This is a genomic window from Salinimicrobium maris (genome assembly GCF_049680855.1).
Classification (GTDB): domain Bacteria; phylum Bacteroidota; class Bacteroidia; order Flavobacteriales; family Flavobacteriaceae; genus Salinimicrobium.
Genome location: NZ_JBMPGS010000003.1, coordinates 191,687 through 217,367, shown reverse-complemented (window position 1 = coordinate 217,367; position 25,681 = coordinate 191,687). Strand labels below are relative to the sequence as shown.

The following is a 25,681-nucleotide window of genomic DNA, read 5'->3' as shown; positions in this document are numbered from 1 at the left end:
AAGATATAAAGCAGAATTGGGATTGCCCGCTTTTTTGCTATTTCAGAAGATTGAGGTGCGTGGCAAGTTCAGTAAATTTTTGTCTATTAAGAGGCTTGATCACGAAATCTACCACAAAAGGGTATTCCCGGGCCTTTTGTCGATCCAGTTCACTGGTGCTGGAGGTAAGAATAATAACTTTTTTATCTAATCCTATTAGCTGCATTTGATCTAAAAATTGCCAGCCATTCATTTGGGGCATATTGAGATCGAGAAAAATGAGGGCAGTACCTTTTTCTGTTTTCACTATTTCAAAAGCTTCCACAGGATTGGTGAAATCGTGGACGTTTTCCTCAAAACCTTCGATTTCAAGCAATTTTTTAGCTATAAAATTACCTATGGGTTGATCGTCTATTAAATATATTTTGCTCATGCATTTTCCCCTTTTAAATTAACAAGTTCACGGGAAGCTGTGTCAATTACTTCTTTTAAAACTTCATCCATTTCATGTGCCGAGGTGTTCAACTTTGGGATAAGTTCTTCCCTGCAGGATTTATCGTCCATAAATTCGAATAGCTGTGCGATCCCCTGTATCCTGGATAGTGGCTCGCGCACATTGTGAGCATTCAAGGCCAGGATATGAAGCAGTTTTTCATTTTTTTCTATTATTTCATGAGTTCGTTCTTTAATGATCTCTTTTTGGTTTTCGACGATTTCCTGTATTTGATCATTTTGTTCTTTGATGGTGCTGTAAGCCTTTGAAAGTGATTCATTTTTTTGCGCCAGTTGATTTTTCAGGAAGATCTCCTGGAATTTCGCTTCAAGACAGTCGGTCACTAATTTTAGAATTTCAACATCTTTGGATGCAAAAGGTTTGTTTTCATCTGCAATTAATGAAACCACAAAATATCGTTCGTTCTTTTCAAAAGACCAGCCCCACAACTCGGGATTTAATAATTCAGAAATTTTACTTTCATCTGTAAACATTTCCCGGGGAATTTCTGAAGTCTTTAAAGGAATGCCTTTTTCTAATAGTTTGATCTCATGAAGCAGCAGAGACTTTTTGTCAAAAATGTCATAATGAATGTCATTTCCGGATATCGATAAAAGTAAAAAATCTTCTTCCTGCTGAAGAACCAGTCGTAAATAATGGAAATTTAGCAGGTACTTTAAATGTCTTTGAAGATCGTCTACCACCTCTTCTAAAGATCCGCAGCGGTTAATTCCGTTGGCGAATTTGGAATAAGCCTCGTAGATAATCCTGTAGCGCTGTGATGTCTGGTTGTTCAATAGAGCAGCATTGGTTGCAAAAAGAAAAGGCTACTCGGCTGTTTCCAGTAATTCATTGTCGATCTTGATCCCCGAAACATCTGCGATAGTGTTTAGCATATTGACTAAATCTGCCTGTGCCATAAGTTCCTGGATTTCTCTCCTCGAGAATCCTGCTTCCTGCAGTTCAGTGAAATCTTCATCAGAAATATCCTGGTGGTGAAGTGCTGCTTTAGTCACGATATTTACAGCCGTACGATAACTTACCGGCATACTTGGGGAATCTATATTCTCTGTCGCTTTAAAACCTTCTTCTTCAGAGATCATAGAGCTCATGCTATCTGCAAATATGCCGTGGGCATGAGAACAATACTGGCATCCTCTCTTTTTGGAGACATTATAAATGATGAGTTGTTTAAGCACGTTTGGTACTTCACCCTCCATGAGTGTGTTTTTCAGTTTACTCCAGTTTCCTTTAAGCAGGGTGGCATTATCACCCTGGCATTTAAACCAGTTAAGAACGAACGGGAGTTGAAGGGTCTTCATGGTGTCATCATAAATGGCCTTAACTTCGTTAGAAGCCTGATTATATGGAACCATAGGGTAACGGGCATTCTGAGGGGCGTTTTCTGTAGTCATAGAAGGTAGGGGGTTAGCCTGCATGGCAGGTTGTTTATATAAGAAATTTGCGTTTTGTGCAAAATAAGGGAAAAAATTAAAATCCTGTATCTTTCAGGTAGAATTTTCATACGCTCAATAGAGCTGCAGGTATTCCATTTAGTTAAATTAATAATAATTGCTGAATGCTTTAATGCTGCTTTATGCAGTTTTAAATAACTTGAGCTCCACATAAAAATCATAGCACATGGCCATTATCGGTTCCTTAATTAAAGGATTGATTGATCTAAGAGATAAAGTTTTTTCTGAACCCGATCCCCTGCAGGCGCAGGAGAAAGTACTGCAGGATTTATTGGAAAAAGCAAAAAATACCGCTTTTGGTAAATATTATAAATTTGAAGAAATTCTTCAGGCAGAAGATCCTCGGGCAGAATTTGCTGCGAAAGTGCCCTTTTTTGATTATGATAAGATCAACCGCGAATGGTGGTATAAGATGCATGAAGCTGAAGTCGATGTGACCTGGCCGGGAAAACCACCTTATTTTGCATTAAGTTCGGGAACTACCGGGAAATCAAGTAAACGAATCCCCGTGACCGAAGATATGGTAGAAGCGATACGCCAAACCGGGATCAAACAAGTAGGAGCTTTGGCAAATTTTGATCTTCCTTCAGATTTTTATGAAAAGGAGATCATGATGCTGGGAAGTTCAACAGATCTCACCAAGAAAGAGGATCACGAAGAAGGAGAAATTAGTGGAATAAGTGCCAGCAATATTCCTTTTTGGTTCAGGAACTTTTACAAACCCGGAGTAGAAATCGCAGAAATCGACGACTGGGATGAAAGAGTTCTTGAAATTGCTAAAAATGCCAAAAATTGGGATATTGGAGCTATTACAGGTATACCTTCCTGGACCGAGTTAATGATGAAGAAGATCATTGAATATCATAAGGTAAACCATATACATGAAATATGGCCTAACCTGGAAGTTTATTCTACTGGTGGCGTTGCCTTTGAACCATATGAAAAAAGTTTTAACTCCCTGTTGGCGCATCCTGTGGTTGTGATTGATACTTACCTGGCTTCCGAAGGGTTTATGGCTTTCCAGTCCCGACCCGAGACGCGTTCTATGAAACTTGTACTGGACAATGGAATTTATTTTGAATTCGTTCCGTTTAAAGCAGAATATATTAATCAGGACGGCTCCTTAAAACCTGAAGCACCTGTTGTGTCATTAGAAGATGTGAAGGAAGAAGAAGAATATGTGCTGCTCATTAGCACGGTTTCAGGAGCCTGGAGATATCTTATTGGAGACACTATCAAATTCACAGATGTTGAACGGTATGAAATACGGATTACAGGACGAACAAAATTCTTCCTTAACGTTGTGGGTTCACAGCTTTCTGTGAACAAAATGAACGATGCCGTACAGGAACTTGAACAAAAATTCGGAGTGAAAATTCCGGAATTCACCATAGCCGCCATTAAAAAAGAAGGGGAATTCATTCATAAATGGTATCTTGGAATGGAAGGCGATGCTTCGGAAGTTGAACTGGCAACAGCATTGGACGAAAGCTTAAAAGAAGCCAATAAAAATTATAAAGTTGCACGTTCAAAGGCTCTGAAAGGCGTCGAAGTAGTAACGGTTTCCCCAGATGTATTCTATAGCTGGAGTGAGAGAAACAAGAAGAAAGGCGGCCAGGTAAAAATGGAAAAAGTTATGGACGAAGAAAAATTTGCCGATTGGGAAAGATTCGTGCAGGAAGAAAATGAAGGTTAACGCTCTTTTTCTTCCTCTTTCAAATCTTCTTCCAGTTCCTCTTCAAGCTCATTTACAAGAACCACGATTTCTTCAGGAGAAAGATATAATCTTGAAATTCTTTGTTTATAGGTGTCAGAAAGTTCGGAGTTATTAAGGATAAAATTTTTGGTCTTCAGGATATATTCTCCCATTCCCTGGTTAACGGCATAAGTATCTGCTGCTCTTTCAGCTTTTTTGATGTAGTTGGAAGAGGAAACATATCGTATTCCAAAAATTACCAACCCCATTGCAGATTTTTCCCGGTAGTCCATAATGTGCCCAAGTTCGTGGCCAAGCCAGCCGACAATTACATCTGAAGGAACATCATCTATAGAAAATTCTTCGCCCTCAATATTTAAATTCTCACTTATGAAGATGTAATAACCCCTGTTATTCTTTCCGCTAAAAAGGTTGGAAAATTTGGGCTGTGCCTGCATAAAAGATTTTTTTATTTTTTCCTTGAATCGGAATTCAATTTCCACATTTTCGAGCTGTGGGTAGTAAGAAAGGGCAGTTTTTGCCTCATTTTCAATCTTTGCAGGGATAATTTTGTTTTGCTGATAAGTTATTTTTTCTCTTTCCATGAATTTTTTTTGGCCGCAACCTGTGAGTATGAGCAAAAATATTATGCAACATACCGGTAAAATGGTGTTTTTCTTCTGCATTTTTAATTTTTCCTCTTTTAGTAATTTATCGATTTTCTTCGGAAAATGAAAATATAGATCAGGCTTATTTTGAAGCTTCAGCAGATTTATTTAAATTAAGGTGAATCTATCCAAACCTTTGTAATGCTCGAATTACCGGCGATTGCGCTTTTCCAAAAAATATGTAGATGATACCTCACTGCATCAAAAGATCACCAGGGTAGAATTTCCTGAGGCAAGCTTACTTCAAAACCCTCAAAAAGACTTCAAAAATGCCTTGGAAGGAAAAAGTTTTGAAGAAACCAGGCAACTGGGAAAATATTTTTTTCTGAGATTGGGAAAAGAATGCTGGCTGGTTTTTCATTTTGGAATGACCGGCAAACTGGAGTATTTTTCAAACCAGGAGCCGCCAAAATTTTCAAAAATGATTATTTCATTTGATAATAATTATCAGCTCGCGTTTGACTTGTCGTAGAAAACTGGGGAAGATTTATCTCACAACAGGTGTAGATGTTTTTGCAAAAGAACATTCACTTGGTAAAGATGCGCTGGAATTAAGGAAAGAAGAATTCGATAACCTACTTGAGGAGAAAAGGGGCAGTATTAAAGGTGCGTTGACAGATCAGCATTTGATCTCCGGAATTGGAAACGTATATGCCGATGAGATCCTGTTCCAATGTGAAATTCATCCAAAATCCAAGACTGAAAAACTTGCAAAAAAAGAGAATTCCGGTATTTATTCCAAGATGAGAACTGTTCTTAAAACGGCGATCAAAAATGAAGGCCAGCGATCTCAGCTTCCCAATACCTATCTTACGCCCCAAAGAAAAGAAGGTGCCCAATGCCCTAAATGCTCTGGAAAGGTCGAAAAGATCAAGGTTTCTGGCCGCAGCACTTATTTTTGCCCTAAATGCCAAGAGGAGCTTTTATGAAGGTGGCACCAGAAGATCTTAAATTCCGAAGCGAAGGAGGTATATATTTTTTTCAACAATGACATTCACGCCAATGCTCCTCAAAATGCCCGAAAGCTAAAAGAGTTATTCAAAAATGGCATTTAGAGACTAAATTCCAGTCCGTCGAAAGCCGGAATTACTCCAAGATGAGGAGTTGAAAAATCTTTAAGTATTTTCGGGCTTTTTTCTACATTTTCAAAGAACCAGTCTCCAAAATGGGTAAAGATGATCCTGTTGGTAAGCGGGCTCAGGATTCGCACCAGGTCGGGCACCCCTGTATGGCCAAAAATTTTGTCTTTTTTGCGGTTTATCCTTCCACCTTTGTTGATCATCGTGGCTTCGGTAATCACAACATCCACTTTTTCTATTTTCTGTAAATATGCTTTTTCAATCCAGGCGACATCACCAGTGAAAAATGCCCTTTTTTTGTCCTTTTCGACAATGTAACCCAGGGATTTCAGCTTCAATGCGTGAATAACAGGCACCGGTGTAAAGCTATAGCCAAGAATATCAAATTTACCGGAGATCAACTTCAGGTTTGGGATGAGCGGATGTTCCTGCGGCCCAAAAAGGGGAATTTCAGGAGTGAATTTTTTCTCTTCGGAAACAAAAAAGGCATGATCGGGATGAAAATGAGTGAACACGATCGCTTCAGGATTCGTTGTCATAAACTCTCTTTCTCCAACATCAATAAGAATTTTGTCGTCGATTAAGAATCCGCTGTGATTTTGATATTTTAGAGCAGAAGGTTCAATTTTTCCCCTGCTCCCAAGGACTTTTATTTTCATAATATTTTATATTCCGAAGGGATAAGTTTCGGGAGTTTTACTTCCGTCAGGTTTTAAATGTAGCGGATGCAGGCCGTGTGTTTTATCAATGTAGAGAAAAGCATCATATCTTTCTGAAAGTTTTGAAGGCACATAGTTTCCTCTTTCCCGGTGAGGATCGTACACAACGCCAACCGCCCGGTGGCCCGTGCGCTCCTGGAATGTCTTTTTTAAAGGAGAATCATCATCAAAAATGAGCAATTTATTAGTGGCGCCCTGCTTGTGTAACATTTTTTCCACACTTCCTTCAATGGCTTTAGGAAGCTCCATTTCCTGCATTTCTCCTCCCCAAAATTCTCCTGCGATGACAGATCCTTCATAAGAACCAAAACCGACTAATACCACCCCATCGTCCTGGTGTTGTTCCCGAACAAGCTGCCCCACATTATGCATTCCATGAGCGACCATATCTGTCGCACGCGCATCACCAATGTGGGTGTTGTGTTCCCAAACGATTACTTTCGCATCTTCATGGTGAAAGTTCATTAAGGTGTTTAGAGTCTCTACCATATGTGTATCCCGAACGTTCCACGAGGAATTATCAAAGGAAGACATGGCTTCGTAGTATTTTTCAGCATTTTTCATGACAAGTGTGTTAAGCTCTGCATTTAAGCCGGCTTCGCGCTCGTCATTATATTTTTCTACGTTTCCACGAACTTCTTTTAGTAACTGTACCACTTCATCGCGACAGTGTTGTTCCATTCCGCGGTAGGCAGTAACATAGGAGTCGTTTTTCCGGTAGGGTTCGAAACAGTCTGCAGCCTGTTTGGCAAGTTGTGCTGTTTGCGGATCTTCTTTTTCCAGATACTTTACTATGGATTCCAATGATTCCCACAAGCTGTAAACATCCAGCCCGTAAAAGCCAATTTTATCTTTAGGTTTTAATTCTCGGTTGTGGTTTTTCATCCATTCGGCAAAGGCAGCGATTTCCCAGTTTGCCCACATCCAGGTAGGCCAGCGTTTAAAATTCTGAAGTACTTCCTTTATGGAGTCGCCGGAATTGGGAAGATCTTTTACCCAGCGATTGATCATGTAACAATCTGGCCAGTCTCCTTCTACCGCGACAAAGGAGAATCCTTTTTCCTGAATGAGCCTTTTCGAAATTTCAGCTCTCCAGGTGTAATATTCATGGGTTCCATGACTGGCCTCACCAAGAAGCACATATTTGGAATCACCAATCCTGTCGAGTAAGGGATCAAGATCTTTAGAGTTTTCAAGGGGTTTTACGGGTGCTGAAGAAAGGTCGGGTTGAGAAGTGAAATTGGATGTAATTGTTGCCATAATTCAAATTTTTATGGTTAATTGGTTGATAACAATTAAGATACGTTTTTTAAGGGAGTGAATGAAGTGCAGCAGCAGTCTTGTCAAAATTTTAAGGTCTTATAAGATAATTTTAAGGGAGCTTTTAATTATCTTGTTTTTATGGAAATACAGGAAATCTTAATAATGAGTGGTGGATTCATACTCATGGGAGTAACTTTTTATGATTTTTTCCACACCACGCTTTCAGGAAACGGTTACTGGTATATTTCGGGAAGTATTAATAAATGGCTTTCCAGGATCATTCTTACCAACAAAAGCAGAAGTATATTTAACTTCTCCGGACTTATTCATTTATTAGTAACGACCCTTTGCTGGCTTGCACTACTCACAGGAGGTGCTTACCTTATTTTTTTAAGTGAAGAAAATATGGTGATCAATGGAGCAACAAAGTTGCCGGCAGATCTTACCGAACGATTTTACTACACCTGCTTTGTGCTTTCCACCCTCGGGATCGGAGATTTCGTCCCGGGGAATGATTTAAGCAGGTTTCTCTCGGGGCTTATTTCTTTTTCAGGTTTCATATTGTTGACAACGGCACTTGCTTATCTTTTGTCTGTGATCACTTCGCTTCTGGATAAGAAAAAGCTTGCTTTTTATATAGACACTATGGGGAGTGATATTGAAGAATTGTACAAATTCTTCACCGTAGATAAAAATCTTTCTTCCTTTACCGAAAAGAGTAGCGACCTACGGCAGCTTATTATTTCGAACTCCAGTAACTATCTAGCTTTTCCTGTGGTGAACCATTTTCTTACCCGTAAAAGGAATCATGCCATTGAAGTGCAAATAGCGAGCTTGTATGAGGTGCTTATGGTGCTTCGCAGTAACTATTCTGAAGATTCTGAGCAGTATGTAAGTATAAGTGCGGTACTTAGAACTATAGAGCACAATCTACGAATGAGCTTGGTGCATGCAGATGGCTATGAACATGATAGCGAGGAATTGTATCAATTAAGGAGTTTTTGGATGAAATATGGTGAGAATTATGACCAGAATGAGGAGAAGGACAGGCAAATTGGTGCGTCACTTCATAGCGCCGGCTGGGCATGGAAAGACATCTTTATGTTTAACAAGAAATTCATGGGGGAATAAATTACCCTTAAAATGCCCTTTTTGGATGCCAGGTAAATTAATCTTGGCTTTTGCTGAAACTGGAATTTAAAAGAGAGGCTGTTCAGAAATTAAATACAACAAAGTTATTCTGAACTTTTTTCAGAATCCAACGAGTTTTTTGAAATTTGTGTAGCACCTAAAAACCATCTGTTCAGGGTCAGCTTGCCGAAAAAATTCTGAACAGCCTCGTGATTTATTCGTTTTCCGCCGTCACTGTACTAAAATCTAAAGCTACTTGTCCTCTTAAAATGTCTTCAAAAGTTTCCCTTTTCCGAATGAGATGGGCTTTTCCTTCATACCATAAAACTTCAGGTGGGCGGAACCTGGAATTGTAATTGCTGGCCATGGAAAAAGAGTAAGCTCCTGCGTTGCTAAAAGCCAATATATCTCCTTCCTTAATCTCTTCAATCTTACGGTTACTGGCAAAAGTGTCGGTTTCACAAATGTAACCCACTACAGAGTAAAAGCGTTCCCGTCCTTTTGGATTGGAAATGTTATGAATCTCATGCCTGGAACCGTAAAACATTGGCCGTATTAGATGATTAAAACCACTGTCAACCTGTGCGAAAACCGTAGAGGTAGTTTGTTTGATGACATTTACCTTTACCAGGAATTTACCCGCTTCACTTACCAGGAATTTACCTGGTTCAAAGGCAAGAGTTAGGTCTCTTCCATAAGCTTTACAAAAATCTTTGAAGCGCTTTGTAAGCTTTTCGCCAAGTTCTTCAATATTCGTTTCAATATCCCCTTCTTTATAAGGCACCTTAAAGCCGCTTCCAAAATCAAGAAATTCCAGGTCTTTAAAATGCTTTGCAGTATCAAAAAGGATTTCAGAAGCATAAAGGAAAACATCAATATCCAGAATGTCACTTCCTGTATGCATATGAATTCCATTAATATTCATGCCCGTATTTTTCACGATCCTGAGGGTGTGGGGAATTTGATGGATGGAGATCCCGAATTTTGAATCAATGTGCCCCACAGAAATATTAGTATTTCCGCCTGCCATAACGTGTGGGTTAATGCGTATGCAAACCGGTACTTCCGGGTGTTTTGTTCCGAATTGCTCCAGGATGGAGAGATTGTCAATATTTATCTGAACGCCCAATACAGCAACTTCTTCAATTTCTTCCAAAGAAACTCCGTTGGGAGTATAGATGATCTTAGACGAATCGACACCGGCTTCCAGCCCCAGTTTTACTTCCTGAAGTGAAACAGTGTCCAGGCCTGAACCAAGTTTATTGAATAAGCGCAGTACCGAAATATTAGAAAGTGCCTTGACAGCATAATTTATTCGCAGGTCCTTAACTTCTTTAAAAGCTGATTGCAGCCGATTGTATTGGGAAATTATTTTTTCGGCATCATAAACATAAACGGGATGGCCGAATTCGTCTGCAACCTGAAGTAAATCTTGATGAGTCATCTTTTTAGCGTGAAAATTATAAGTGGCAAAAGTACAGGAGATTTCTCAAACTTTAACAAGGACCGACTTAAAAATAACGAATTCTAACAGATTGTTATATGCTGAAGTCGGCAATCATCTGCTCAAGAACATGAATAAGATTTTCAGGTTCTTAATTTTATTGATAAGATTTGAATCAGGTTTGAGCAAGAGCGACTTGATTTTTTCTTCTCATCATAATGATACCAAGCGCAATAAAAATTCCGGTGCCGGCCATTACAGCTCCCACGAGTGTAGCCGAAGTAAAGCCATACCCCATGGCAATAGGTAATCCTGCGAAGTAGGCTCCAGATGCATTCCCCATATTAAAAGCACTTTGATTCATAGAAGAACCCAGCATTTCTGAACCTTTTGCTGTATTGATCATAGCCATTTGTATTGGTGTGGAAATGGTAAAGGCTATTACACCTATTAAGAAGGTCATTATGAGAACACCTGTTTCATCCTGTGCTATAAAAGTATTGGCGACTAAAGCAATCACCATGAGGATAAGAGAAATGACTACGGCATTTATGGGGGAAAATTTTTCAGCCAGTTTAGCTCCTATGAGATTACCCACCACCATACCTGTGCCCGCAATTATCATGGCGTAGTTGACTACAGTTTCGGGATGACCGGCAACTTCAATTACCAAAGGTGCTATATAACTGTACCAGGCAAAAAATCCTCCGGTTCCGATGGTTGTCAGTAACACAACCATCCAAAGTTCTGCCCGCTTGAGAACACGTAGATCTTTCCGGAATCCTTCCGAAGAGGATTTTGGAAGGGCGGGCATCCAGAATTTTATGCTTAAGACGGCCAGTATTCCCACAAACCCTACTAGATAGAAAGAAACATTCCAGCTAAATTGTTGGCCGAGATAAGTTCCAAGTGGTACTCCCAGTACATTTGCTAACGTAAGTCCGGTGAACATAATCGCAATAGCTCTGGCAGATTTCCCTGGTTTTGCCAATCTCCCTGCCACTACAGCGCCTATTCCAAAAAAAGCACCATGAGGCAATCCAGAAAGAAATCGTGAAATGAGCAAAAGTGGGTAGCTGTTAGCGAATGCAGAAAGAGTATTAAATACCGTGAACCAAATCATCAATAACAATAGCATCTTATGTGCGGGCCATTTACCCCCAATCCCTGTTAAGACAGGTGCTCCCACCACCACACCAAGAGCATATGCCGAAATAAAATGACCTGCGGTGGGGATACTTATATCGAGGGCATTGGCAACTTCGGGTAAGATTCCCATAATGACAAATTCTGTCATCCCAATTCCAAAGCCACCAATGGCAAGAGCGAGTAATGCTTTTCTCATACTTCTAGAAATAAGGTGCAAAAGTAGAGGAGTTCTACGAGACATCACTTAATGAAAACATAAAAAAAGGATCAAGAAGATGTAGCGTCCGATAAATATCTAATTATTCATTTGTGAGAGCTACACCCACCTTGTCCCGATAATCTCGCTTTGGAAGCAGGGGTTTTCCAGAACTTTGATCACCAACGGCTATTCCCAAAAAAGATTGGTACATTCCTAGAACATTTGTTACTTTTGTGAACCATAACTAATACTGAAGAAACACCTCATTATGAATATACATGAATATCAGGGAAAAGAGATTTTAAGCAGTTTTGGCGTACGCATACAAAGAGGTATTGTGGCGCAGGATGCAAAGGAAGCAGTTGAAGCTGCGAAAAAACTCACAGAACAAACCGGTACGGGCTGGCATGTTATTAAAGCACAGGTTCATGCAGGTGGCCGCGGTAAAGGTGGCGGTGTAAAACTTGCAAAGAATCTTCAGGAAGTTGAAGAGATTGCAGGACAAATCATTGGGATGAACCTTGTGACACCTCAGACTTCGGCTGAAGGTAAAAAAGTTCACCAGGTATTGGTTGCCGAAGATGTATATTATCCTGGCGAAAACGAACCCGATGAATATTACATGTCTGTACTTTTAAACCGTGCTACAGGAAAAAACATGATCATGTATTCTACTGAGGGTGGAATGGACATAGAAACAGTAGCAGAGCAAACACCGGATCTTATTTTTACAGAAGAAATAGATCCTGCAACAGGATTGATGCCTTTCCAGGCACGAAGGATTGCTTTTAATCTGGGATTGAGTGGTGCTGCTTTTAAGGAGATGACAAAATTCGTAATGTCATTATACAAAGCCTTTGAAAAATCAGATTCTTCCTTGTTTGAAATTAATCCCGTGTTGAAGACCAGTGATGATAAGATCATGGCGGTTGATGCTAAGGTGACTTTAGATGATAATGCACTTTTCCGTCATAAAGATTATGCAGAAATGCGTGATACTCGTGAGGAAAATCCTGTGGAAGTAGAAGCCAAAGCGGTAGGACTCAACTATGTTGATCTAGACGGAAATGTGGGATGTATGGTGAATGGAGCCGGTCTTGCAATGGCTACCATGGATCTTATTAAGCAAGCAGGAGGAGAGCCTGCAAACTTCCTTGATGTTGGAGGTACTGCCGATGCAAAAAGAGTAGAGGAAGCATTTAGGCTTATCCTGAAAGACGAAAGTGTAAAAGCCATCTTGATTAACATTTTTGGAGGAATTGTACGTTGTGATCGCGTAGCACAGGGAATTGTTGATGCCTATAAAAATATGGGAGATGCAATCCAGGTGCCAATCATTGTACGCCTGCAGGGAACGAATGCTGATGTCGCCAAAGAATTAATTGACAACAGCGGACTTGCCGTAGAAAGTGCGGTGGAATTTCAGGAAGCTGCAGATAAAGTTCAAAAAGTACTTGCGTAAGCAACAAACTACCAGTTATATATTGAACCCCTGAAACTTCAGGGGTTTTTTTATGTCTTTTCAATAGATCTTAATGGTATGTTAAAATTATATTGAGGCTGTAACAATTGTTTCTTCCAAGCGGTCCTTATAATACTCATTCATTAATCAAAAATCAAACAGTTATGAGACATTTAAAACTTTTGTTCGCGGTAGTAGCAATGACAATGACAAGCCTTATGGCGGCCAATCCAGATCCTAAAGGAGGTGCTAAATCAGTTTCTTCTGAAATTGAAAAGATGTTAATTAATTCCAACCTAATTGTGGAAGACGACTTCACCTTAAGAATGGTTTTTTCATTATCTGAAGAGAAAGAAATTAAGGTTCATTCTATTGATTCAGAGAACCAGGAAGTAAATGATTTTCTTATGAAAAGATTGCAAAACCGCAGAGTCTTTGGAAGAAGTTGGGTAAAAGGAAAAATTTATGAGTTGCCTGTAAAAGTTGAGGCCGTTCGCTAAAAAAGGCATCTTATTTTAAAAAAACCGGGCTCATCACCCGGTTTTTTTAAGGATAGTAGTCAAAAATGCCATTTTAAAGGTGCAATCCACATTCTGTTTTAGGATCGTTGTTCCATCTTCCGCTCCTGTCTCCACCGGCAACCGTACAATGTTTGCAACCAATGGAATGGTATCCTTTTGCTACTAAAGGATGAAAAGGTAAATCATGTTTTTCTATAAAAGCATCCCGTTCCTCTTTTGTGACATCCAAAAGTGGATAAAATTTTAAAATATCACCTCTATTCTCAAAAATGTTAAGGGAGGCACGATGATCACTTTGCCATTCCATAAGTCCCGAAACCCAAACAGAGTAATTTTTTTTAATCATTTCTAGGGGTTTCACCTTATTAATCGAACAACAAAAATCAGGGTTCTTTTTCCATGTTTCATCTTGACGGGTAAAATCATGCTCCTCTTTTAAGGCACTTAAGGATTTTACATTCAAATTATACAGCTGAGATAACTTCTTTCTGTACTGCAGGGTTTCATCAAAATGATAGCCCGTATCGATAAAATATACTTTTTGATCATTATTAACTTCTGAAAAAAGCTTTAGCAGGAAAGCGGAAGTAGCGGCGAAGGAACTTGTAAGCATGATTTCTGAAGCATCAAAATCATCGTATAGTTCCTTGATACGCTCATTGAGTTTTAAGGGCTTGTATTTTTTATTTAGCCTTTGTACTTCAGCTGTAGACAGGATTCTTTTCTCTGCACTTACATTCATATTTCCTCCTATTTCTTCTCTTTTTTTGGAAGAGGACCTCGCATGTGAATGACAAGTCCGTTTAAAAAATTCCGAAGAAATTGGTCGCCACATTCCATATACTTAGGGTGGTCCTCGCTTCTAAAGATAGCTCCAATTTCACTTTTAGTAACCTTGAAATCTACGAGGGAGCAAATATGAACGATATCATCGTCCCGTAATTTTAAGGCGACCCTTAGTTTTTTAAAAATATCATTATTGGATAAAGCCATAGAGAGAAGTTTCTGATGCAAAAGTACGGAAGTAATGACAATATCTAAACCTGTTCGTTACTATTCACAGCATAATAATCATATAAACGTCTGAAATATGTCAAAATGACATTATTTGAGCGTTTCAGAATGACACAAAGGCATATTTTTCCCTCTGGTATTTAATTTGCCATGGAGTATGTGAATTAATAAAAGAAGTTAAACATTTAAAAATTATAAAATTATGAACTTAGTAAAAAGAAATCCGGACAATTGGCTTCCTTCAGTTTTTGATGATATGTTTAAGACAGATTGGTTAGGAGGCACTACTAATGTGAACAGTATTGGAACCAGTATTCCTGCAGTAAACATCCAGGAAACCGATGACAATTTTTTAGTTGCAGTGGCAGTTCCCGGTAAGACCAAAGAAGATTTCAATATCGAATTGGACAATGATGTTTTGACAATTTCATCTGAAGTAAAAAAGGAGAATGAAGTTTCTGAAAACAACGGAAAGTTTACGAGAAAGGAATTTAGTTACAGCAGCTTTAAAAGAGCATTCAGCCTTCCAGATACTGTAGACGGTGAAAAGATCTCTGCAGCTTATAACAATGGCGTACTTGAGATCAATCTTCCAAAGAAGGAAGAGGCAAAAGTACAGGCTAAAAGAATGATTGAGATTTCTTAAACTGTAGAATTTTAAAAAGAAAAACGCCCTGGAAAGGGCGTTTTTTGTTTCCTTTTTTTACCGGCTGATCACAATCCATCTGCCAGAGGTTCCTGTACTTTGTATGGTGAGGACTTCGCCGCCACTAATGGCAGTTACAGGCATATTCGTTCTAATATCCAGAAGATCATTGCCGGGAAGGAATAAGAGATTCTTCTGAGAGTTTCCTGGCCAACCTACCAGTACTATGACTCTTCCTTTGTTGCTGTTGGCATCGGGCAAGGTTATAGAGCTAAGGGTATTGTTGATACGTAGCGTATAAACATCATCTGGTATCATATAATTTCCTGTAATGGAAGTGGTTGAAGTGTAGTTTTGGTTTCCCTGATGTTTCCAGCTTAATTCTCCCGAAGCTTCCTGTACCAAGACCTGTCCTGCCTGGCCGCGTGCTCCGGGAAGAATGTATTCTTCGGTGGGAGAAAAGCCTATTCCCAAACGCCCTGCAAAGTAGCCGGCAAAAACGTTTTTCGGAAGATTTCCAAAGGCTGAACTATAGATCCCGTAAACCATACCATTTCCCTGAGAACTTCCGATAGTCGAATATATCCCGTAATGGTTTTTCGTAGCGCCAAATGTTTTTCCTACGCTGTTATAGATTCCGTAGATCTCTTCATTTGTTTTTTGAGAAGTTTCATTGAAAATACCGTAATGAATGCCTTCTCCTTCGGCACTTACAGAATTCTTTATTCCGTATTTTTTATCTGAAGTAACACTTTTGTTGGAGGAAAGAATTCCATAGGTGACATTTTTGGGTGAAGAGCTAAGGTTCTCTACTTCCAGGGCTGTCTTTGTATTATGATTTTCCTGGGCACTGAGAGTTACTTTTAGTTTTACAAAGTCAGATTCTGCGCCTACGCTTATGTTTCCAGTCCTGAAAATGGATTCATCAATGCTTTGGGAAGGTTGCTGAGTCCCTACTTTATAAAAGCTGGCAAAAACGTCGCCTATTATAGGTTTCCATTGTCCAAGTGTGTGGTTCCAGTAGTAGAAACCTTCCAGATGGCCCAGCTGACTTTTGTTGAGAAATACCATCATTCCATGCTGGTCTGCAGTAGGATTGCTGTTAGGGAAATCTGCTATTCTGGGAATAAGGATACCATCTGTAATACCCGGAGCAATTTCATTGCTGCTGGTAATATCAAGCTGAGCTTTAGGATCAATTGTATTTATTCCAACCTGTGCAAAAAGATTAGAAGAGAGCCCCAAAAAGAGCAAAATTAATGCGTATTTTTTTACCACAACAGTTCATCTTTGCGGGAGGCAAGAATTAGTTTTAGGTTGTAGGGAGAATTAAAAGTATTAAAACTATTTCATTAAAAATCAAGAAAATACTATAAGAAAAGTTAAAATTAATCGGCTTCCTGAACTTTTTCCTGTAACATTTTTATTTCATCTCTTAACCGTGCAGCAACCATAAAATCAAGTTCTTTGGCAGCAGCTTCCATTGCCTTTCTTTTTTCCCTGATCCTTTTCTCGAGCTGATTTTTACTGAAATACTCAGTTTCCTTTTCCGCAGCTTTAAGATCTGGTGCGATTTCTACTTCGTAGGGTTCGGCTTTACGCTTTACCAGGGAATTTTCAAATGACTTTTTCAAAGCAGTTGGTGTTATGCCATTTTTGGAGTTGTAGTTCATCTGCTTTTCCCGGCGATAATTGGTCTCGTCAATGGTCTTTTGCATGCTGTCGGTAATTTTATCAGCATACATAATAGCTTTTCCTTCCAGGTGGCGGGCCGCCCTTCCTATAGTTTGTGTTAAAGAACGGTTGCTGCGGAGAAATCCTTCTTTGTCGGCATCAAGAATAGCTACCAGCGAAACTTCGGGTAAATCCAATCCTTCCCGCAGCAGGTTGACTCCTACCAGTACATCAAAAAGGCCTTTTCTAAGATCCTGCATGATCTCCACCCTTTCAAGCGTGTCAACGTCGCTGTGGATATAACGGCATCGAATGTTGATTCGGGTAAGATATTTGGTAAGTTCCTCGGCCATTCTTTTGGTAAGGGTTGTCACCAGGATACGTTGATCTTTTTCAATGCGCTGCTGCATTTCCTCAATGAGATCATCAATTTGATTTAAACTTGGCCGTACTTCGATGATGGGATCTAAAAGTCCGGTGGGACGGATTACCTGTTCAATGTACAATCCTTCTGTTTTTTGAAGTTCATAATCTGCAGGAGTTGCACTCACATAGATCACCTGATTCTGAAGGGCTTCAAATTCTTCAAATTTAAGTGGACGGTTGTCCATGGCTGCGGGCAACCTGAATCCGTAATCCACCAATGTTTCTTTTCGCGACCTGTCACCACCATACATGGCGTGCACCTGCGGAATCGTAACGTGGCTTTCATCTACCACCATTAAATAATCATCGGGGAAGTAGTCAAGCAGACAGAAAGGGCGCGTGCCGGGCATCCTTCCGTCAAGATAACGGGAGTAGTTTTCAATTCCGGAACAGTAACCCAGTTCCCGTATCATTTCAAGGTCAAAATTGGTACGTTCATCCAGCCTCTTTGCTTCCAAATGTTTCCCTATATCCTGAAAATAATCTACCTGTTTAACAAGATCATCCTGAATTTCCCGAATTGCTCCCTGCAACACATCTGGTGAAGTCACGAACATATTTGCCGGGTAAATATTCAACCGGTCATATTTCTCAAGAACCTCGTTTGTTGCAGGATCAAAAGCTTCAATTTCTTCAATCTCATCACCGAAAAAATGGATTCTGAAGGCATTATCTGCATAACTTGGGAAAATATCCACTGTGTCACCTTTTATTCTGAAGTTTCCGTGGTTAAATTCTGCTTCGGTACGGGAGTAAAGGCTTTGCACCAGTTTGTGCAGTAGTTTCGTCCTGGAGATCTCCATATCCCTTTGAATGGAAACGACGTTCTTTTTAAATTCCACCGGGTTTCCTATACCATACAAACAGGAAACTGAAGCTACCACGATCACATCTCTTCTCCCGGAAAGAAGGGAAGAGGTGGTGCTTAAACGAAGCTTTTCAATCTCTTCATTAATGGAAAGATCCTTCTCAATGTAAGTTCCTGAAGTAGGAATAAAAGCCTCGGGCTGATAGTAATCATAGTAACTCACAAAATACTCCACCGCATTATCGGGGAAGAACTGCTTAAATTCTGAATAAAGCTGGGCAGCAAGTGTTTTGTTATGTGCCAGTACAAGCGTGGGCCGTTGTACCTCCTCAATAACATTTGCGACGGTAAAGGTTTTTCCCGATCCTGTTACCCCAAGAAGGGTTTGATAACGTTCATTCTTATCGATTCCCTGTACAAGCTGTTTGATGGCCTGTGGCTGGTCACCGGTAGGTTTAAATTCTGACTTTACACTAAATTTCATGAGGACTTGCTTAGTGCGCAAAAATACTGAATATTCCCGCCTATTCAAACTGCTGCCCCGGCTAAATATGTTAGCGTCAGGTTAAAGGAGCTTTATTTACTTCAGAAGAAAACCTGTTATAAATCCCTTTTTTTAAGCAGGGCATAGGCCAAGTAAACGAAGATCGCAGTCCAGATGATCACGATCAATAACTGGTACCAGTGAATGCCGTAATCTTTGCTGAATTCAGATCCTAATTGAGTTGCTGCCGTTTGCACTGCACCCAGCCTGGAAAAAGGTTCTTTTACCAGAATGCTCATGGATTCCAACGGAAAGAACTGAACGATATGATCTGCAGTGTCCTGCCCGCGGAAGACCTTCCATCGCAACAATCCGTTTACAATGCTTTCCAGGATCCACCAGATAAAAAGAAATCCCAGTGCAAAGGCCGACCGTTTTACAAGAACCCCCAGGAACATACAAAAGGTGAAAAAGCCGGTGAGTTTGATGAAGTAAGCGAAAAGATATTCCATATCTGAAAAGATGATGGAGATTTCGGTATAGTCTGAAAAACCTAAACCCAGGATGAGGGAAACTATAAAAAGAAATACTGTAGAAAGGAGTGAAAAAGCTAGTACTGTAAGAAATTTGGAAAGAACGAACTCTTTCTTGCTTAAGCCGTCAATCAGATTTTGCTTTAGCGTACGGTTGCTGTATTCGTTGGACATCATCGAAACAATGACAATGGCCAGGAAGAGCTTAAGAGTTGCGGCTATATAGCTATTAAAATGCCAGATGAACGGGAAATTAAAAATGCCCTGATCTGCAACACGAAAGTTGGCTCCTCCAAAACTAAATTCAATAGAAGCTATTAAAGCAATAAAAGTGATTAGAATAAAATAGGTGGTAACCAGCACTTTTGCTGATCTGCTGAAACGGAGTTTGTGGAATTCTATAGAGAGTAATCGTAACATTAAGCAGAAATTTGGTTGGTTAACTGTAAGAATTGTTCTTCAAGGCTTTCTTTGCGTTTCACTAAATGTGAAAGAACAATGCCTTTTTCAAAGAGGATAGAATTAAGGGTTTCGGCCTCCATGGGTTCATTTAAAAATGCAGTGACAGAATCCCCTTTTTGGATAATCTTTCCGAAGGAAGCATGCTCTTTTAATATGGTTTCTAGCAGAGAATTGTCGGCCGCCTTCAATTCAAAAAAGCCGTGGCTGGCGTTCATTTCATCCACGCGCCCGCTGTACAATTTTTCACCTTTTCTAATTATCACTACATGAGAACATACTTTTTCAACTTCATCGAGTAGGTGAGAGGCGAGTAAGATGGTGGTGCCGAGTGCAGCAATTTTAGTAATGATTTCCCTTATCTGGTGAATCCCCTGAGGATCTAGTCCGTTGGTGGGCTCATCAAGAATAAGGATTTCAGGATCGTTGAGCAGGGCAGAGGCGATTGCCAGGCGCTGCTTCATCCCGAGTGAGAAAGTCCGGAATTTGCTATCTTTTCGATCCAAAAGTCCTACGATCTCAAGCTTTTCATCAATTTTATCTGGAGACACATCTTTGATCTTGCAAACCAGGTTTAGGTTTTGCGAAGCAGTCATGTATGGGTAGAAATTGGGACGTTCAATAATGGCGCCCACTTTTTTTAAAGCTTCGTGCGTGGATTCGGTGCCGTTGAACCATTGAAAATCTCCCGAGGTCTTATTGACCACATTCAAGACGATTCCAAGAGTGGTAGATTTTCCGCTACCGTTAGGCCCTAAAATGCCGTAAACATTTCCTTTTTCAATAGTGAAGGAAAGGTCTTTAACGGCGGTAACAGGACCGTATTTTTTCGTGAGATTATTTAACGTAAGAATTGTTTCCAAAATAAGAGGCTGGTTTTTAACATTTGACGACCAAGTTAACGTTTTGTTACAAGGACAATAAAAAAGAAGTGCTATTTTTGAGGAAAACCATCCTGTATGCCCGAAAAATTAATGTCCAGAAAGAAGCCTTCCTTTCCCGTAAACGATCGTTTTCATAAATATCTGGCAAAGTATAATCGCAATATTAAAATTCCTGTTTTTTATGAAGATTTGCTGAGATTTTCGGGTTCTATTGTGGTGTATGACCAGCATGATGAAGATACTTTGTGGGTGCGATGTTATTATCCCGATTATGAAAGGGAAGAAATAGATATAAGTTTGAAAAAAGTGTATACTATCCTTCATTCTGATGGAAGTGATGATTCTCTGGAATTCCTGAACGTGGACGCTATTGATTACTGCACCTTTGGAAATTCTAAACCTTTCAGGGTGAAGATAAGGAACGTCCTCAACGATAGTTTTACCTATTTTTACGTAAAAAGAGCGGATGCCTCGCGAATTTACGGACTCGAATTTGAGCACATTCTTTCTCCTCACCGAATAAATTTCCTGGTATACAGAGACACCTTAATAGAAGAACACATCGCCGGAATTCCCGGAGATGTTTTTATAGATGATGAGCTCCCGGAATGTGATGACCGTGCAAAAACCCAAATTGCGAAACAATTTGTGAAATTTAATGAGCGGTGTACCATCAGGCTTCTTGGGGATATGCGATCTTATAATTACGTGATCATTCCTACCCATGACTTTGATCATGTGGAATACCAGATAAGGGCGATAGATTTTGACCAGCAGTCTTACGAAGGTAGTTTGAAGATTTACAGGCCGCAGTTCTTTAAAGAGAATTTTAAGATGGTGCAGCTGGTTGCAGATAAGCTTCAGGAATCTTCAATCGAGCAATACCGCAAAGAAGAACGTTCGTTACTCGCAAAAAGGATTATCAATGCGCAAACCAGGTACAAAGAATTGATGCGATGTATACTGAACGATGAGATCTCTACGCAGGACAATGTAAAAAAGCTCCGGAAGGAGCTTTATGAACTTTCTAATGATATGAAATTTAAGAGAGCGCGCTCCATGGGTCAAATTCTTCGTACTGCGCTTGATTTTGTAAAGCGCAATTACGAAGATGTGAATATGAAGCGGCTGGTGTAAATTAACTTTTCTGTTCTTTATTGAAATAGACGAGGTAATAATACATTTGGCGTTCTTCATCCCATCCTTTTTCCACGAATTTCTCAGCAGATTCCGGGTTGATAAAATCCATTTTTATCTGGATGTTCGTGTCCAGGATAATGTGATTCTTGATAGATTTTCTGGCTGCCGTTACTGCCGTGTTTGAAATAGGGAAATTAGTAAGATCTTCGATCTTGTATTTTGGAGCTTTTTCTGTTTTATAATTCTGAAATTCGGGAATAAGATCAGGGTTGTCCATTACCGAATTCAGGAAAGCAGTTTCTTCAAAGTCATCATTTTTAGCAAAGTAATCCACGCTTCGGTTCATGAACATCACTTCTTCTTTTTTATCTTCCGCAGGAAGAACCACATCTTTGGCAAAATTCTGGCAGAATTTGAGATATTTCTTGGTGTGGAAATTCTCATCAGCTAAAACATCTACTCCCAAAAAGTTCTCCAGCCAGTATTTCGTATCGTATTTATTTGAATCTACAGAAAGAATCTTATAGCCGTCTTCCCTGTTTTTATTGAAGATCAATGCACCTTTGTCAAGCTTACTAAGGTTGATTCCCTGCTGCACGATCATTTCCAAGATGGTTTCCTTTTCCCTGAACTGCAGGAAATCGTGTTTTAATTCGGATTTAAAAATGCCAATTGCAGATGTTTTTTCATTATCAAGCATTACATTGTCAAAATATACAACATAAACTTCCCCACTTTTGATGTGCGGATGGGAAGATTGCTCAAACAACAACGTGGTAATCTTTTTAGACATTGCATGAATGCCTTTTGGATCATCAAAAATTTTGTTGGCAATCTCAAAAAGGGGATTAAACTCTACATCAACTTCGTTAGTAAACTGAAAATAATTTTCTTCCTTTTCCCTGAAAGATTTCAGGAAATATTCCTTGATAAGAGGAGTGATCTCATCGTTTAACTGAAAAGGTTGTTCAGAAAGAAAAATATTCTCATTTCTGCTTTTGTTTCCCACCCTGTGGATGGATAGGGACTCAATTTGGGCATTATATAGATTAATCATATAAGAAATATGTTGTTTTTAGTCACTGTAAAGTTTCCATTATTGGCATTTCTGAAAAGAACCGCACCAAAAATAGCAGGCACAATGATAGCAAACTAGATAATGAGTTTTAGGAAATATTCTGAAAAATTATGAACAGGAAAGAGAGGGAAAAATACCCTTTTTGGATCCTCTGCTTTAGTTCCAGTTTTCGTCAAAAGAAAGGTCGTCAAAATCATCTATGTCAAGATCATCATCAAAACCTATGAGACCCTCATCTTCTTCGGCAGTAAATTCTTTTTCAGGAGCGCTGGTGGGAAGCTGCCCGTGTACGAACATAAGGTTGGGATAATCCATTCCGGCTTCAGGTTCAGCAATTTCAGCAAGTTCCACCATGAAGGTCCACATGCTTAGAAAGTCGTAGACGTAAAGAAGCTTGGTTTGTGTTTCGGAAACTACATCGTCGAGTGAAGTTTCATTCATAAGCCTTATGGAGCTTCCACCTTCGGCCATGTCAAACTGGGAAATTTCCTCGCCCTGGTTCCATTCGTCATCGCTAATATAAAATGAAGCCATTTCATTTCCGTCAAAACCAAAAGACTGGAGAATTGTATTGTGAAAATCTTCTAAAGTACTGTCAGACAATATTTCTATATCCCGAAACACATCTTCTTCCGCATCAAGAATTACTCTGAATCTGTAAAGCATAGTTGTAAAAATTTGGATTGCAAAGATACAGTTTTAGATGAGAAATCGAGATTATCTGCTAAATCTGTGCAAAGTGTATGTCATCGCCGTTAGCAGGAAAAATGCTCCCACCTGGTGAGCGACACCCAGCCAAACCGGAACGGCTAAGATCAGAGTAAATACTCCTAGCAAAAACTGAATAAAAACCAGGATTAACAAGCTGTTTATTCCCCTTTTCTGAAGTACAGATAGGTCCATTTTTCGCGCTCTGTACCAGATATAAAATATGAAACCAACCACAATATAGGCGAGATAACGATGAACGAACTGCACACCGCTTTTGCCTTCCACGAAATTCTTCCACATGGGGTTTTGCTCAATAAATACCGTTTCGTGAATCCATTTTCCCTCATTCATGGTGGGCCAGGTGTTGTGAATCCATCCGGCATCCAGGCCGGCCACAAAAGCTCCCCAAATAATCTGAACAATGAGAATGAGGAGTCCGGCGCGAACGATATTTCTAAATTTTTTGTTGATCTCCTTTCGTTTTGGATAAATAAGATCAAGCGCCACCCACAGGGTGTAGGCAAAAGTGAGGAATGCTGTGGTAAGATGCATCGCCAGTCTGTAATGGCTCACTGCAGGAATATCTACCAACCCGCTTTTCACCATGTACCATCCTAAAAATCCCTGGAAACCACCCAAAAAGAGCAAAACTAAAGACTTTTTTATGGTAGATCGTGAAAGCTGTCTTGTAAACAGGAAATACACGAAAGGAACAATGAAAACAATTCCTATAAAGCGGCCAATCACCCTGTGTATCCATTCCCAGAAGTAGATATCTTTAAAGTCCTCGAGGGTAAAGTGGTAATGCAGCTTCTGATACTCAGGAAATTGCTTATAATGTTCAAATTCTGCGATCCATTCTTGCTCGTTCATTGGCGGAATGGTACCGCTAATCAATTTATAATCTGAAATTGATAATCCTGAATGTGTGAGCCGTGTGATTCCGCCCACGATGACCATGATAAAGATTAGAAAGCAACCGGTAAAAAGCCAGTAGACTACTTTTTTATTGTCTTTCATTGAAATAATGTAATTTCTGTCCTTTTTGGGATATAAAAGTTATGAGGTGACGGGTTTTAAACCAATTTCTTTTCCTTTTTTCAGCATAAATTCTTTTGCGGCATCATATTCATTCGCAATTTCACCTTCAAGAATAGCTTCCTTGATGGCCTCTTTGATAATTCCAATTTCCCGCGAAGGTCTAATGTTGAAGGTTTCCATGATCTCCTCTCCTGAAACCGGCGGCTGAAACTGCCTCACATGGTCACGTTCTTCCACTTCTTTCATCTTTTCACGAACCAGCTTGAAATTATTGTGGTATTTCTTAAAACGCTTCGGATTTTTAGTAGTAATATCTGCTTCGCAAAGGGTCATGAGGTCTTCAATATCCTCTCCTGCGTCAAAAATAAGACGTCGTACGGCTGAATCTGTGACGATGTCTTGAGAGAGTACTATAGGCCGGGAACTCATTAATACCATTTTCTGAACAAATTTCATTTTTTCATTCAGCGGCATTCGCAGCCGTTTAAAAAGGCGGTAGACCATTTTAGATCCCACAAATTCATGTCCGTGGAAAGTCCAGCCAATCTTTTTATCAAATTTTTTTGTTGGTGCCTTTCCAATATCATGTAGCAGGGCAGCCCATCGAAGCCAAAGGTCTTCTGTATTTTCAGAAATATTGTCCACTACCTCGAGGGTGTGCCAAAAATTGTCTTTGTGCCGTTGTCCTTCAATTTCATCAATTCCCGCAAGTGCAGTCAATTCTGGCAAAATAAGCTTTAGGAGACCTGTTTTGTATAACAAACTAAAACCAATTGAAGGTTTTGGAGAAAGCAGCATCTTATTGAGCTCTTCCACAACACGTTCCCTGGAAATGATCTTTATCCTGTCTTTATTTTTTGTAATTGCTTCGAGGGAACTTCTTTCAATCCTGAAGTTTAACTGGGTTGCAAAACGAATTGCCCGAAGCATTCTAAGTGGATCATCAGAATAGGTTATATCTGGGTCTAAAGGGGTGCGAATGATCCCGTCCTGAAGATCTTTTAATCCGTCGAAAGGATCAAGCAGGTCTCCGTAAGTTTCACGGTTCAGGCTAAGTGCCAGAGCATTGATCGTGAAATCCCTTCGGTTTTGATCATCCTCTAAAGTGCCATTTTCGACTACCGGATTTCGGCTATCTTCCTGGTAGCTCTCTTTTCGAGCCCCAACAAACTCGATTTCCATGTCGTAAGCGCGGAGCATAGCCGTGCCATAGTTCTTAAAAACCTGCACCTTGGGCTTGTGTGAAAGGTTTTTTGAAACCTGCCGGGCAAGTTCAATTCCGCTGCCCACGGCCACCACATCTACATCTTTGGCTTTACCGCGTTTGAGAATAAAATCGCGCACAAAACCTCCAATGACGTAACTTTCCAGCTCAAGCTCTTTGGTAGAAAGGGAAATATCTTCAAAAATTCTATGTGTAAGGGCTTCTTTGTAATTCTTCACTTCTGTTATTTTATCTGCCTGAAAGGCACTGCAGATTTTCAAAAAAAATTAAGGTTTAAAAC

27 protein-coding genes are annotated in these 25,681 nt (G+C 39.8%); 9 read left to right on the top strand and 18 right to left on the bottom strand.

Annotated elements, in window-relative coordinates; all coding sequences use genetic code 11:
* Positions 1 to 37: 37 nt before the first annotated feature.
* From ACOV1Q_RS11435 to ACOV1Q_RS11425, 3 genes are read right to left on the bottom strand one after another with little or no spacing between them, the layout of a single operon-like run.
* Complete coding sequence (locus ACOV1Q_RS11435; RefSeq protein ID WP_424494530.1) at positions 38 to 412, bottom strand: response regulator; 375 nt, start codon at positions 410 to 412, stop codon at positions 38 to 40.
* Positions 409 to 1,269, bottom strand: coding sequence for a histidine kinase (locus tag ACOV1Q_RS11430; RefSeq protein ID WP_424494529.1), 861 nt, complete (start codon positions 1,267 to 1,269; stop codon positions 409 to 411). The genes ACOV1Q_RS11435 and ACOV1Q_RS11430 overlap by 4 nt, the downstream gene beginning before the upstream one ends.
* Before the next feature lie 30 nt (positions 1,270 to 1,299).
* Complete coding sequence (locus ACOV1Q_RS11425; protein ID WP_424494528.1) at positions 1,300 to 1,911, bottom strand: carboxymuconolactone decarboxylase family protein; 612 nt, start codon at positions 1,909 to 1,911, stop codon at positions 1,300 to 1,302.
* A gap of 202 nt (positions 1,912 to 2,113) precedes the next feature.
* On the opposite strand from ACOV1Q_RS11425, the gene ACOV1Q_RS11420 reads away from it, so the two are divergent.
* A complete protein-coding gene (locus ACOV1Q_RS11420; RefSeq protein WP_424494527.1) occupies positions 2,114 to 3,643 on the top strand; it encodes a GH3 family acyl-acid amido synthetase in 1,530 nt (509 codons plus the stop codon).
* On the opposite strand, the gene ACOV1Q_RS11415 is transcribed toward ACOV1Q_RS11420, so the two are convergent.
* The gene (locus ACOV1Q_RS11415; protein ID WP_424494526.1) at positions 3,640 to 4,248 is read right to left on the bottom strand and encodes a hypothetical protein; all 609 of its coding nucleotides are present in this window, start codon (positions 4,246 to 4,248) and stop codon (positions 3,640 to 3,642) included. The two genes, ACOV1Q_RS11420 and ACOV1Q_RS11415, sit on opposite strands and share 4 nt — an antisense overlap.
* 223 nt (positions 4,249 to 4,471) lie before the next feature.
* Between ACOV1Q_RS11415 and ACOV1Q_RS11410 the strand changes: the two genes are divergently transcribed.
* The 3 genes from ACOV1Q_RS11410 to ACOV1Q_RS11400 are packed head-to-tail and all read left to right on the top strand — an operon-like array spanning position 4,472 to position 5,366.
* On the top strand, positions 4,472 to 4,783 hold the full coding sequence (locus ACOV1Q_RS11410; RefSeq protein ID WP_424494525.1) for a DNA-formamidopyrimidine glycosylase family protein: 312 nt from the start codon (positions 4,472 to 4,474) through the stop codon (positions 4,781 to 4,783).
* Positions 4,746 to 5,240: a zinc finger domain-containing protein gene (locus tag ACOV1Q_RS11405; protein ID WP_424494524.1), complete on the top strand. Its 495-nt coding sequence runs from the start codon at positions 4,746 to 4,748 to the stop codon at positions 5,238 to 5,240. Before ACOV1Q_RS11410 ends, ACOV1Q_RS11405 begins: the two co-directional genes overlap by 38 nt.
* A gap of 15 nt (positions 5,241 to 5,255) precedes the next feature.
* The gene (locus ACOV1Q_RS11400) at positions 5,256 to 5,366 is read left to right on the top strand and encodes a DUF72 domain-containing protein (protein ID WP_424494684.1); all 111 of its coding nucleotides are present in this window, start codon (positions 5,256 to 5,258) and stop codon (positions 5,364 to 5,366) included.
* On the opposite strand, the gene ACOV1Q_RS11395 is transcribed toward ACOV1Q_RS11400, so the two are convergent.
* Together ACOV1Q_RS11395 and ACOV1Q_RS11390 are read right to left on the bottom strand one after the other, a co-directional pair.
* Positions 5,363 to 6,049 (bottom strand): MBL fold metallo-hydrolase, encoded by a 687-nt coding sequence (locus ACOV1Q_RS11395; protein ID WP_424494523.1) that lies wholly within the window; start codon positions 6,047 to 6,049, stop codon positions 5,363 to 5,365. The genes ACOV1Q_RS11400 and ACOV1Q_RS11395 overlap by 4 nt on opposite strands.
* A gap of 6 nt (positions 6,050 to 6,055) precedes the next feature.
* On the bottom strand, positions 6,056 to 7,369 hold the full coding sequence (locus ACOV1Q_RS11390; RefSeq protein ID WP_424494522.1) for an erythromycin esterase family protein: 1,314 nt from the start codon (positions 7,367 to 7,369) through the stop codon (positions 6,056 to 6,058).
* Between the two features lie 141 nt (positions 7,370 to 7,510).
* On the opposite strand from ACOV1Q_RS11390, the gene ACOV1Q_RS11385 reads away from it, so the two are divergent.
* Positions 7,511 to 8,503 carry an ion channel gene (locus ACOV1Q_RS11385; protein ID WP_424494521.1) on the top strand — a complete coding sequence of 331 codons (993 nt, stop codon included), beginning with the start codon at positions 7,511 to 7,513 and terminating at the stop codon, positions 8,501 to 8,503.
* A gap of 214 nt (positions 8,504 to 8,717) precedes the next feature.
* Here ACOV1Q_RS11385 and lysA read toward each other — a convergent pair whose 3' ends face one another.
* On the bottom strand, positions 8,718 to 9,947 hold the full coding sequence (gene lysA, locus ACOV1Q_RS11380) for a diaminopimelate decarboxylase (protein ID WP_424494520.1): 1,230 nt from the start codon (positions 9,945 to 9,947) through the stop codon (positions 8,718 to 8,720).
* Between the two features lie 175 nt (positions 9,948 to 10,122).
* Positions 10,123 to 11,292: an MFS transporter gene (locus tag ACOV1Q_RS11375; protein ID WP_424494519.1), complete on the bottom strand. Its 1,170-nt coding sequence runs from the start codon at positions 11,290 to 11,292 to the stop codon at positions 10,123 to 10,125.
* 271 nt (positions 11,293 to 11,563) lie between these two features.
* Here ACOV1Q_RS11375 and sucC point away from each other — a divergent pair, with 271 nt between their 5' ends.
* Positions 11,564 to 12,757: an ADP-forming succinate--CoA ligase subunit beta gene (gene sucC, locus ACOV1Q_RS11370; RefSeq protein ID WP_424494518.1), complete on the top strand. Its 1,194-nt coding sequence runs from the start codon at positions 11,564 to 11,566 to the stop codon at positions 12,755 to 12,757.
* Between the two features lie 164 nt (positions 12,758 to 12,921).
* A complete protein-coding gene (locus ACOV1Q_RS11365; protein ID WP_424494517.1) occupies positions 12,922 to 13,257 on the top strand; it encodes a hypothetical protein in 336 nt (111 codons plus the stop codon).
* A 73-nt stretch (positions 13,258 to 13,330) separates the two neighbouring features.
* Here the strand turns inward: ACOV1Q_RS11365 and ACOV1Q_RS11360 are convergent, their stop codons facing one another.
* The gene (locus tag ACOV1Q_RS11360) at positions 13,331 to 14,020 is read right to left on the bottom strand and encodes a phosphoadenylyl-sulfate reductase (protein ID WP_424494516.1); all 690 of its coding nucleotides are present in this window, start codon (positions 14,018 to 14,020) and stop codon (positions 13,331 to 13,333) included.
* A gap of 8 nt (positions 14,021 to 14,028) precedes the next feature.
* Entirely contained in the window at positions 14,029 to 14,271 is a 243-nt protein-coding gene (locus ACOV1Q_RS11355; protein WP_424494515.1) for a DUF1456 family protein, read from the bottom strand.
* A gap of 223 nt (positions 14,272 to 14,494) precedes the next feature.
* Here ACOV1Q_RS11355 and ACOV1Q_RS11350 point away from each other — a divergent pair, with 223 nt between their 5' ends.
* Positions 14,495 to 14,938, top strand: coding sequence for an Hsp20/alpha crystallin family protein (locus ACOV1Q_RS11350; RefSeq protein ID WP_424494514.1), 444 nt, complete (start codon positions 14,495 to 14,497; stop codon positions 14,936 to 14,938).
* Between the two features lie 57 nt (positions 14,939 to 14,995).
* Here ACOV1Q_RS11350 and ACOV1Q_RS11345 read toward each other — a convergent pair whose 3' ends face one another.
* The 4 genes from ACOV1Q_RS11345 to ACOV1Q_RS11330 form a co-directional block, all read right to left on the bottom strand.
* The gene (locus ACOV1Q_RS11345) at positions 14,996 to 16,216 is read right to left on the bottom strand and encodes a hypothetical protein (protein ID WP_424494513.1); all 1,221 of its coding nucleotides are present in this window, start codon (positions 16,214 to 16,216) and stop codon (positions 14,996 to 14,998) included.
* A gap of 110 nt (positions 16,217 to 16,326) precedes the next feature.
* On the bottom strand, positions 16,327 to 18,330 hold the full coding sequence (uvrB, locus tag ACOV1Q_RS11340) for an excinuclease ABC subunit UvrB (RefSeq protein WP_424494512.1): 2,004 nt from the start codon (positions 18,328 to 18,330) through the stop codon (positions 16,327 to 16,329).
* A gap of 116 nt (positions 18,331 to 18,446) precedes the next feature.
* Positions 18,447 to 19,283 carry an ABC transporter permease gene (locus ACOV1Q_RS11335; protein WP_424494511.1) on the bottom strand — a complete coding sequence of 279 codons (837 nt, stop codon included), beginning with the start codon at positions 19,281 to 19,283 and terminating at the stop codon, positions 18,447 to 18,449.
* Complete coding sequence (locus ACOV1Q_RS11330) at positions 19,283 to 20,185, bottom strand: ABC transporter ATP-binding protein (RefSeq protein WP_424494510.1); 903 nt, start codon at positions 20,183 to 20,185, stop codon at positions 19,283 to 19,285. Before ACOV1Q_RS11330 ends, ACOV1Q_RS11335 begins: the two co-directional genes overlap by 1 nt.
* Positions 20,186 to 20,281: 96 nt before the next feature.
* Here ACOV1Q_RS11330 and ACOV1Q_RS11325 point away from each other — a divergent pair, with 96 nt between their 5' ends.
* A complete protein-coding gene (locus ACOV1Q_RS11325; RefSeq protein ID WP_424494509.1) occupies positions 20,282 to 21,343 on the top strand; it encodes a hypothetical protein in 1,062 nt (353 codons plus the stop codon).
* A gap of 1 nt (position 21,344) precedes the next feature.
* On the opposite strand, the gene ACOV1Q_RS11320 is transcribed toward ACOV1Q_RS11325, so the two are convergent.
* From ACOV1Q_RS11320 to ACOV1Q_RS11305, 4 genes are all read right to left on the bottom strand, one after another.
* Positions 21,345 to 22,403, bottom strand: a complete 1,059-nt coding sequence (locus ACOV1Q_RS11320) for a nucleoid-associated protein (protein ID WP_424494508.1) — start codon at positions 22,401 to 22,403, stop codon at positions 21,345 to 21,347.
* 177 nt (positions 22,404 to 22,580) lie between these two features.
* A complete protein-coding gene (locus ACOV1Q_RS11315; protein WP_424494507.1) occupies positions 22,581 to 23,090 on the bottom strand; it encodes an IS1096 element passenger TnpR family protein in 510 nt (169 codons plus the stop codon).
* 51 nt (positions 23,091 to 23,141) lie between these two features.
* Positions 23,142 to 24,155 (bottom strand): COX15/CtaA family protein, encoded by a 1,014-nt coding sequence (locus ACOV1Q_RS11310; RefSeq protein ID WP_424494506.1) that lies wholly within the window; start codon positions 24,153 to 24,155, stop codon positions 23,142 to 23,144.
* A 39-nt stretch (positions 24,156 to 24,194) separates the two neighbouring features.
* Positions 24,195 to 25,619: a CCA tRNA nucleotidyltransferase gene (locus tag ACOV1Q_RS11305; RefSeq protein WP_424494505.1), complete on the bottom strand. Its 1,425-nt coding sequence runs from the start codon at positions 25,617 to 25,619 to the stop codon at positions 24,195 to 24,197.
* Between the last annotated feature and the right edge of the window lie 62 nt (positions 25,620 to 25,681).

Bases quoted from the DNA above. Each gene is read 5' to 3' on its own strand.
- ACOV1Q_RS11435 (WP_424494530.1), bottom strand. From the start codon at position 412: ATGAGCAAAATATATTTAATAGACGATCAACCCATAGGTAATTTTATA.
- ACOV1Q_RS11425 (WP_424494528.1), bottom strand. From the start codon at position 1,911: ATGCAGGCTAACCCCCTACCTTCTATGACTACAGAAAACGCCCCTCAG.
- ACOV1Q_RS11420 (WP_424494527.1), top strand. From the start codon at position 2,114: ATGGCCATTATCGGTTCCTTAATTAAAGGATTGATTGATCTAAGAGAT.
- ACOV1Q_RS11415 (WP_424494526.1), bottom strand. From the start codon at position 4,248: ATGGAAAGAGAAAAAATAACTTATCAGCAAAACAAAATTATCCCTGCA.
- ACOV1Q_RS11395 (WP_424494523.1), bottom strand. From the start codon at position 6,049: ATGAAAATAAAAGTCCTTGGGAGCAGGGGAAAAATTGAACCTTCTGCT.
- ACOV1Q_RS11390 (WP_424494522.1), bottom strand. From the start codon at position 7,369: ATGGCAACAATTACATCCAATTTCACTTCTCAACCCGACCTTTCTTCA.
- ACOV1Q_RS11385 (WP_424494521.1), top strand. From the start codon at position 7,511: ATGGAAATACAGGAAATCTTAATAATGAGTGGTGGATTCATACTCATG.
- lysA (WP_424494520.1), bottom strand. From the start codon at position 9,947: ATGACTCATCAAGATTTACTTCAGGTTGCAGACGAATTCGGCCATCCC.
- ACOV1Q_RS11375 (WP_424494519.1), bottom strand. From the start codon at position 11,292: ATGAGAAAAGCATTACTCGCTCTTGCCATTGGTGGCTTTGGAATTGGG.
- sucC (WP_424494518.1), top strand. From the start codon at position 11,564: ATGAATATACATGAATATCAGGGAAAAGAGATTTTAAGCAGTTTTGGC.
- ACOV1Q_RS11365 (WP_424494517.1), top strand. From the start codon at position 12,922: ATGAGACATTTAAAACTTTTGTTCGCGGTAGTAGCAATGACAATGACA.
- ACOV1Q_RS11360 (WP_424494516.1), bottom strand. From the start codon at position 14,020: ATGAATGTAAGTGCAGAGAAAAGAATCCTGTCTACAGCTGAAGTACAA.
- ACOV1Q_RS11355 (WP_424494515.1), bottom strand. From the start codon at position 14,271: ATGGCTTTATCCAATAATGATATTTTTAAAAAACTAAGGGTCGCCTTA.
- ACOV1Q_RS11350 (WP_424494514.1), top strand. From the start codon at position 14,495: ATGAACTTAGTAAAAAGAAATCCGGACAATTGGCTTCCTTCAGTTTTT.
- uvrB (WP_424494512.1), bottom strand. From the start codon at position 18,330: ATGAAATTTAGTGTAAAGTCAGAATTTAAACCTACCGGTGACCAGCCA.
- ACOV1Q_RS11335 (WP_424494511.1), bottom strand. From the start codon at position 19,283: ATGTTACGATTACTCTCTATAGAATTCCACAAACTCCGTTTCAGCAGA.
- ACOV1Q_RS11325 (WP_424494509.1), top strand. From the start codon at position 20,282: ATGCCCGAAAAATTAATGTCCAGAAAGAAGCCTTCCTTTCCCGTAAAC.
- ACOV1Q_RS11320 (WP_424494508.1), bottom strand. From the start codon at position 22,403: ATGATTAATCTATATAATGCCCAAATTGAGTCCCTATCCATCCACAGG.
- ACOV1Q_RS11315 (WP_424494507.1), bottom strand. From the start codon at position 23,090: ATGCTTTACAGATTCAGAGTAATTCTTGATGCGGAAGAAGATGTGTTT.
- ACOV1Q_RS11310 (WP_424494506.1), bottom strand. From the start codon at position 24,155: ATGAAAGACAATAAAAAAGTAGTCTACTGGCTTTTTACCGGTTGCTTT.